The 6,699-nt window shown below is 47.1% G+C and carries 5 protein-coding genes; 1 reads left to right on the top strand and 4 read right to left on the bottom strand.

Annotation, left to right across the window (positions count from 1 at the left end; genetic code table 11):
- Window positions 1-144: 144 nt before the first annotated feature.
- The 3 genes from AB7D94_RS15815 to AB7D94_RS15805 form a co-directional block, all read right to left on the bottom strand.
- Complete coding sequence (locus tag AB7D94_RS15815; protein WP_420266967.1) at window positions 145-1,350, bottom strand: pyrophosphate--fructose-6-phosphate 1-phosphotransferase; 1,206 nt, start codon at window positions 1,348-1,350, stop codon at window positions 145-147.
- Between the two features lie 135 nt (window positions 1,351-1,485).
- Window positions 1,486-1,992, bottom strand: a complete 507-nt coding sequence (locus AB7D94_RS15810; protein WP_420266966.1) for a metallophosphoesterase — start codon at window positions 1,990-1,992, stop codon at window positions 1,486-1,488.
- Window positions 1,993-2,011: 19 nt separating this feature from the next.
- Entirely contained in the window at window positions 2,012-2,419 is a 408-nt protein-coding gene (locus AB7D94_RS15805) for an Hsp20/alpha crystallin family protein (RefSeq protein ID WP_420266965.1), read from the bottom strand.
- 137 nt (window positions 2,420-2,556) lie between these two features.
- On the opposite strand from AB7D94_RS15805, the gene AB7D94_RS15800 reads away from it, so the two are divergent.
- The gene (locus tag AB7D94_RS15800; RefSeq protein ID WP_420266964.1) at window positions 2,557-3,510 is read left to right on the top strand and encodes a chemotaxis protein CheV; all 954 of its coding nucleotides are present in this window, start codon (window positions 2,557-2,559) and stop codon (window positions 3,508-3,510) included.
- A gap of 160 nt (window positions 3,511-3,670) precedes the next feature.
- Here AB7D94_RS15800 and AB7D94_RS15795 read toward each other — a convergent pair whose 3' ends face one another.
- A complete protein-coding gene (locus AB7D94_RS15795) occupies window positions 3,671-6,433 on the bottom strand; it encodes an EAL domain-containing protein (protein WP_420266963.1) in 2,763 nt (920 codons plus the stop codon).
- Between the last annotated feature and the right edge of the window lie 266 nt (window positions 6,434-6,699).

Genomic DNA, 6,699 nt, shown 5'->3' with positions numbered 1-6,699 from the left:
ATAAATACGCTAATCACTGATTATTAATGCACATATGATTTAAAAATAGAATTACTTTTATGAACGCATTTTGATATAACTATGGATAGCAATCAAAGAATACAATCCCCCCGCTCAGAGACGCGGGGGGGCATATCCCGCGGATTATTTAAAATCGGGCTGGCCGATTTCTTTTAATAGGGTTTTATACCAGCTTACTTCTGGGTTGAAGGGTTTGCCGCCTTTGATTCGGTCAAATTCTATAGTTCTAAGGACGTCGTGGCGCTCCTCGTCGTGTCCTACTATGCCGGGTACGCCCTTGACCGCCATCTCCACCGCTAGGTCAACCATTGACTTAATCAACATTAAATCCTGTTTGTTGGCCCTTGCCGCCCTTGAATAATAGCCGCTTTTCTGAACCAGTACCTTCTCTGCCTTTGTCTTTGCCAACAAGACATCGGCATGCCACTGACCTACGTTTACCTTGTCCAGCTTCACGTGTCCGAAGGCGTCGCGCGGTACTTCTAAACCCTTCGCCTCCAGCTCCTTTACGATTCCCGACGCACCAGCGCCCTCTGATATAAATATCTTGGCGCAGTCATTCTTCTCTATCCTTTTTTTGAGGTGGTCTGACAGCTTGTCTAAATCATAATCAACCTCAGGGATTAATACGGCGTCAATTCCGTATGTATCGTCAGAGATGCCAAAGCTGTCAGGGAACTCTGTTTTCTTGATCATTTCGTTATACTCGTAGGCGGTCCTCGCGGTCAGGTAGCCGCAGTTCCTTCCCATGACTTCGTGAACGATGAGCATCTTGGGGTTTGCAGATGTCTCGGCCACAACGTTCAGGAAAAAACGCGCGCCATTCTCTGCGGCTGTGAATGCCCCAAGGGTCTGCGCAATTGGTGTAACGTCGTTATCTACGGTCTTTGGAAGGCCGATTACTGTCAGATTGTAACCGTTGGTGTGGAGATATTTTGCCAGCTCAGCCGCCGTGAGGCTCGTGTCGTCGCCGCCTATGGTGTGAAGAACCTCAATACCCAGGGACTTGAGGTTTTCAGCCGCCACGTGCAGCGGGTCCTGGCCCTCTTTGACGAGACCCTTCTTTACGCAGTCCTTTACGTTTGAGAGCTTTACCCTGCTGTTGCCAAGCGGGCTGCCGCCAAAATCCTGTAACAGATGGGCGGTCTTTTTCACCTTCGCCGTGACCTTTAAAAAGTTCTTCCTGAGAAGCCCGTCATAGCCATTTGTAAAACCTATGACCTCGGTGTTGGGCGATATTTCAGCGTAACGCTGAATGAATCCGCCCACTGCTGAACTTAGACACGGGGCAAGGCCCCCGGCTGTCAATAGAGCTACTTTTTTCGGCATTTCTAAACCCTCCTTAGTGCGTTTAATTTAGTTGAATTGTATTAAAACCATGTGATTATAAATATTCCAGCGCGATTTTTGCAAAATATTTCATTTACTGTCAATGGGGGGAGCAATTAATCCAGCCTTATAAAGCTAATCCAGCCCTATAAAGCGCGCCTCCATCATCTGTGTATCTAAAATTGCCACGGTCGCGCTGCCGTGAAGACAACCACATAGCTCTCCGGGGTTTAAGACGTATGTCGTGCCGCATGTCCTTGCCGCCGCCTTGTGCGTATGTCCATATATGAGAATATCGCAGCGGCCGCTCCTGGCGATAGAGTCAACTTCGAAGTGCTCGTGAACCATGATGAATTTTTTGTTGTCAATAGTAAATTCGTGGGGCTGTCTGTATATCCGGCCCTGCGGTACGTTATTTAACAACAGCGGACCTACGCCCATGGTCGTAAGAACTTCACCGTCATTATTGCCAATAATCCCAATGAATTCCGCCTTCAAATCCCCTAAAATCCTGAAGGCAGAGCGGGAGGTGTAGTCACCAGCGTGCAGGACATACCGGAGATTGTTTTCATTGAACACCCTTACCGCCTTTGCCAGCATTGCCATACTGTCGTGAGAGTCCGACATCACGCCTATGAGCATCAGGTATTCTTTTATCCTCTCAACTGCCAGTTTTCGGTATCGAAACGCTGAGGACGCCGTCAGAAAGGACTACTCTGATGGCGTCTATGTCTGTGGCGTCGGGGAGTTTAAAAGACCTCATAAAACGCCCAAAACTCCTCTCCATACAGTGGAAATACTCCCTGTCGGAGTGCCCGGGTTTTCGTTCCCCTTTTATTGTAATGACGTTTTCCCCTTCGACAACGACTGATATATCCTCCAGTCTGACCCCGGGTATATCTGCCCTTACGATGATTTCCCCTTCCATCTCGAAGATGTCAAAGGGGGGCACCCATGTGTAAGCGCGCCGCGAGGTTAAGTCCCCCTGAGCGTCATGGTGGAAGAGGTTATTTGCCCTCTCACGCAGAAAGACCAACCTGTCTGTGTCATCCCAAAATTTGTTGCTCATCAGTAACATTCTAAAATATATTGTCGTGTTTTGTAAATACCCCGTTACAGTATGCAACCGGTTAAATAAATCTATACAAAAGCCGATAAGAACAAGTATAATTTGGTTATTAAGTTTCATTATAAGGGAGGTTAGGGATGAGCAACGTCGTGGATGAAATCGAACAGAGGACTAATCTGGCCATGTCAAACCAATTGGAGATGCTGACGTTTTACCTCAGCGATGACCAGCTGTACGGGATAAACGTCTTTAAGATAATTGAGGTCCTTGAGTGTCCACCTAAAATCACCAAAATGCCTAACTCCCATTCCGCTGTAAAAGGTACGATTAACTTCAGGGGTAAGTCAATTGCCGTAATTGATCTGTCAGACGCGCTGGAGATGGAACCCGTTGACTACAAAAATACTATAAGTTACGTGATTGTGTGCGAATACAACTATCTGATTCACGGGTTCTTAATTAATTCCCCCAACACGCTGATTAACCGCAGTTGGGAGGACGTGAAAAGCCCTTCGGCTATTATGAGCAAAACGGCGTGCCTGACTGCCCTTGCCTATACGGACGACGGCAAGACGATTCAACTGCTCGACATAGAGAAAATACTCGCAGAGACAATAGGCATTGAAGAGGAGCTATCAGATGATTTTAAGGAGAATATCGAAAAAGAGGCCAAGACCGTCAATTTTAAGGACTATCACCTGCTCATAGTTGACGATTCAAAGTCGGCGCTAATGATGCTGAAATCTGTCGTTGAAAAACTGGGCGTAACATATACGATGATGGATAGCGCGGTTAACGCCATTCAATTGTTGGAGGAATTTTCAAACGACGACGTCCCGATTACAGAAAGGTTTGCCATGATAATATCGGATATTGAGATGCCGGGCATGGATGGCTTTACATTTACGAGAAAGATAAAGGGCAACCCTAAACTGGCCGGGCTTTATGTCATACTACACAGCTCACTAAGCAACAAGTCAAACGTTGACAAGGCCAAGCAGGTCGGCTCTAACGATTTCCTTCCCAAATTCCGGCCCGACGAGATAGCCAAAAAAATCCTTGACAGGATACACTCAATAGCGGGTATATAAGATAACCCAAGCCTTTGGTTGGAGTTCTGGAAGCCGCCAACGGGCGGCAGCCCAAACGCAACAGATAAAGCGTGGGCGAGATTACGGGGTGAAGGGGGGGTTACCCCCCCTTCGTCGTTAATCCTTTTGATGGTACGTGCAGATGTCTTCGTCGTTAATCCTAGTCAATCAGGGTAAAAACGTGTTCCTCTTCAAGGAGTTTGCTGAACTCTTCCTCAGGGATTGGCCTGTTGAATATATAGCCCTGCACCTCGTCGCAATCGAAAATCCTGAGCAGCTCCAACTGTGCTATTGTCTCAACGCCTTCGGCTATTACCCCCAGGTTCAGGCTGTGTGCCATTGAGATTATCGTTGAGGTGATTACGGCGTCGGATGCATCTGTCGTGCAGTTTCTTATAAAGTTCTGGTCTATTTTCAATATGTCTATTGGGAAACGTTTTAAATATATCAGCGACGAATATCCCGTCCCGAAGTCGTCTACGGAGATGCTTACGCCAAGGCTGCGCAGTTCCTTCATCGCTGCAATGCCTATTTCGATGTTTTGCATCAGGCCGGTTTCTGTAATTTCGAGATCCAGGTATCTGGGGTCCATGGCGGTCTCTTCCAGTATTGTGGTTATCTTTTTCACAAGCATCGGGTCTTTGAACTGGTACGTGGAGAGATTTACACCGATGCGTTGTGCGGGGAAGCCGTTTTGCCGCCATATCCTGCTCTGATTACAGGCCTCTCGCAGCACCCATTCCCCTATTGGCACAATCAGATTTGTCTCTTCGGCCAGTGGTATAAATCTGTCAGGCGATATGTGTCCCATTTCTGGGTGCTGCCACCGGATAAGCGCTTCACATCCGACCATTTGGCCAGTTTTGATGTTTATCTGCGGCTGGTAGTGCAGCGTGAACTCATTACGATTAAGCGCCATGTTCAGCGCCCTCTCAAGGTTTGCCTTCTCTAAGATAGCCGCGTCCATGGCGGAGTCATAGAACTTAAACCAGTTCTTCCCACGCTCCTTTACATGATACATCGCCATGTCGGCGTTTTTTGTGAGCTGTTCTATGTTCTCCCCGTTATCGGGAAATATGCTTATACCAATACTTACGCCTATATTGCATCGCTGCTCGCTCAAAATAAACGGCTCGTTCATGGCCTTTAGTATTTTTTCAGCGATGACGGCGGCATCGGTCGGTTTATTGATTTTGGTTAGGAGGACTTGAAACTCGTCCCCTCCCATGCGGGCAACCGTGTCGGATTCTCTCACAGATTCCCTGAGCCGGGCGGCGACTTCTTTCAGGAGCAGGTCTCCCACGTGATGCCCAAGCGTATCGTTTACAAACTTGAACTTGTCGAGGTCTAAGAACATGATAGCAAAGTTAAACTCAGCCCTTTTGGCCTGAAGGATATTCTGCTCCAGGCGGTCTTTATAGAGAAAACGGTTTGGCAGGCCAGTAAGCACATCGAAGTGGGCTAGTTGTTTCAGGCGCTCTTCGGCAAGCTTGCGCTCGGTGTCGTCAATCTGTACGGATATAAAATGTGTGATATTTCCTACGGTGTCTTTTATTGGCGCTATAGAGAGGAATTGCCAGTAGATGGTGCCATCCTTCTTTTTGTTGCACACATCGGCACGAAACTCATCCCCTGCCGTTATTGTATCCCACAGGAGTTTATAAAACTCCGGGCCATGTTTGCCGGACTTCATGATTCTGGGATTTTTCCCCTTGACCTCAGACATCGTATATCCCGTATTTTCAGTGAACTTATGATTCACAAATTCGATATTGCCTTTTGCGTCGGTAATCACAATCGCGCTGAGGCTTTGCTCAACGGCGATAGATAGTTTTCTCAGATCCTCTTCGTAGTGTTTTCTCTGTGTAATATCAATTGCCACGCAGATGATGTCGCCGTTTTCAGCCCCCCTCATCATCGAGAAACTGCACTGAACGGCTACCTTCCTGCCGTTTTTGGTTTTTAACCATCCCTCTATCCTGTCTATCCTTCCCGAGGGGCCATGGGCGCGCACCTCTTTGAGTTTTTCTTTGATAACGTCACCAACCACAAACAAATCGGACGCCTGTGTGCCTATAAGCTCATACGAGTCAAACATGAGAATGCCGCTTACAGCCCGGTTATTTGTTTTTATCTTCCCGTTGAGGTCTATGACCAGCAGCATATCGCCCATTGCGTCAACCACACCGTTTAGATAATCTTTAGAGACCACGGTAGTTCTCAGGTTATATGCCATATTGTTGAATGCATATGCAAGGTCGCTGATCTCGTCGTCTGACTCCGGCAGGGCTATTTTCTGGGTGTAATCTCCTTTTCCAACTTTGCTGACAGACACGGCAAGCGTCCTGAGCGGACTCATAAGTTTGTACACCTTGCGGCTACCGATTGCAAAGATCAGGACGCCGACCACGGTCATAAAGATGAGTACACCTCGCAGGTACTTGTTCTTGTCCTCAGAGACAGACGCAAACTCGTTTGTTATCCTGTTGCTTATGTCAAGAAGGGCGGTACTTTTTTCGTGGAGTTTTACTTTCAGGCCGGCGTCCTGAGTATCTATATCGTAGGCGCTGTCCTTAAATGACTCAAGAAGGGAGGTGTTTTCTTGAAACAGTGCGATAGTACGCTTAGGAGCAGGGGGGAATTTTGTTCCCGAAATAACGCCGCCCTTGTAGAGCGTGTTAAGGTTCTGTTCATATTCGGTGACGGTTTTTACGAGATTTTCTTTGTCAGAGAAGTCTTCATACGCGGCTGAGAGGGCGTATTTCTCGGCCATCTGACAGAGCATCCGCTGTCTGCCGGCCAGATTTATTACCTTGGCGTCGTATTTCTGCAATGACTGGTAGTAATATATTGCGGCAAGCTCAAATATCCCTACCAACGTTACCAGAAATAAGAGAATATTAATTTTCCTGCTTAAAGACACCCTCATTTGGTGTTATAACATATACCTGAAATTTTTTTCAATACCGCTTGACAAAAAATACACGGTAATTTTGTTCTAACCAATAAAACAAGTTCTCATGGGAAGTTGCAATGATTTCCAGACTGTTCTTTTCTTTGTCTGTCATTCCGGCTTGTCCGGAATCTGTCCTTATACCTCAGAATAGGCAAAATCATCATGAAACAACCATTTAAGGGACGATTCCGGACAACAGACTGTGTCACAATAGTAAAGCAGCCCCCCCCCCC

It is taken from the genome of Candidatus Magnetominusculus dajiuhuensis (assembly GCF_046044395.1).
Classification (GTDB): Bacteria; Nitrospirota; Thermodesulfovibrionia; order Thermodesulfovibrionales; family Magnetobacteriaceae; genus Magnetominusculus; species Magnetominusculus dajiuhuensis.
Note: the sequence above shows the minus strand (reverse complement) of the source record. Positions and strands in the feature narration are given on the sequence as shown.